The organism is Oceanimonas baumannii (assembly GCF_002245495.1).
Classification (GTDB): domain Bacteria; phylum Pseudomonadota; class Gammaproteobacteria; order Enterobacterales; family Aeromonadaceae; genus Oceanimonas; species Oceanimonas baumannii.
The window spans coordinates 1-1,022 of sequence record NZ_NQJF01000069.1 but is presented as its reverse complement, the minus strand read 5'-3'; the positions used below and the strand labels follow the sequence as shown (position 1 = coordinate 1,022).

Here is a 1,022-nt window from a genome sequence, read left to right as displayed (position 1 = left end):
TCTTTAAGTAAAGAAAAAGGGGTTATTTCAATCACTAATTCAGTAATTCACTAAATCAATAATTAATGATGTATAATCAGTTAACGCCCGAAGAAGAATGGGTGATATTGCATAAAGGAACCGAAAGACCATTTACCGGTGCTTTGTTGGACAATAAGGCCCAAGGCCTGTATGTTTGTAAACGCTGCGACACGCCGTTGTACACCTCCGAATCAAAATTTGAGTCGCACTGCGACTGGCCAAGCTTTGATGACGAAATACCCGGAGCTATTAAAAGGGTACCCGATGCCGATGGCCGCAGGGTAGAAATTGTATGCGCCAATTGCGGTGCCCATTTGGGGCATGTGTTTGAGGGGGAATACCTCACACCCAAAAATGTGCGCCATTGTGTTAATTCGGTGTCGATGAAGTTTGTATCGGCCGATGATATAAAAAATAATTAAAAAAACTGGAGAGGTATCCCGGTGAACAAGTGGTTTTTCGGGATATTTTTTTCAACAATGGGGTATCAGGACCAGGCTTTCAAACAAATTTCAAAATTGGAATTGGAGCTTAGCAAAGGCGTTATGTAATTGGCAATAATTGTCGGTGTTAAGTCAACTAATTCTTAATGTTAAATTATCGTTTTCTGCAAATTTTTGGGCTGCAAAAATCATCCACATTTTTTAACCGACTGTAATCAAGTTCATTAATTTTTTCTTTTGTCAGGGAATGCTTATAAAGTGTTAATAACTCGCCCCTTTGTTAAAAACTATCATTAAAATCTTAAGATATCATACCTTAACTTTGTTGAACAAGGTTCGCAAAAAGTATTCAAAAGACAGCCGGATGTATTCCCCATCCAAAACACAAGAACTTAGCTGTCAGTAAGTTACATAATAAAACCTGTGATTGGTCAGACCAAACGCAAACAACCAAATTACCTGATTGAAAAATTGGGGTGGCTTTCGTGTCTGATTGCTTGAAGTAATAAAAAGGAACAATAAAAAAGGTATCATATGAAACAGGAAGATGAAATCTGT

At 37.8% G+C, this 1,022-nt stretch carries 2 protein-coding genes; one reads left to right on the top strand and one right to left on the bottom strand.

The window, feature by feature from the left end:
- The first annotated feature begins 65 nt into the window (after window positions 1-65).
- A complete protein-coding gene (locus B6S09_RS18955) occupies window positions 66-443 on the top strand; it encodes a methionine-R-sulfoxide reductase (protein ID WP_094279866.1) in 378 nt (125 codons plus the stop codon).
- Between the two features lie 370 nt (window positions 444-813).
- Here B6S09_RS18955 and B6S09_RS18950 read toward each other — a convergent pair.
- The coding region (locus B6S09_RS18950; protein WP_211281106.1) for a hypothetical protein at window positions 814-1,022 on the bottom strand (209 nt) is incomplete at its 5' end.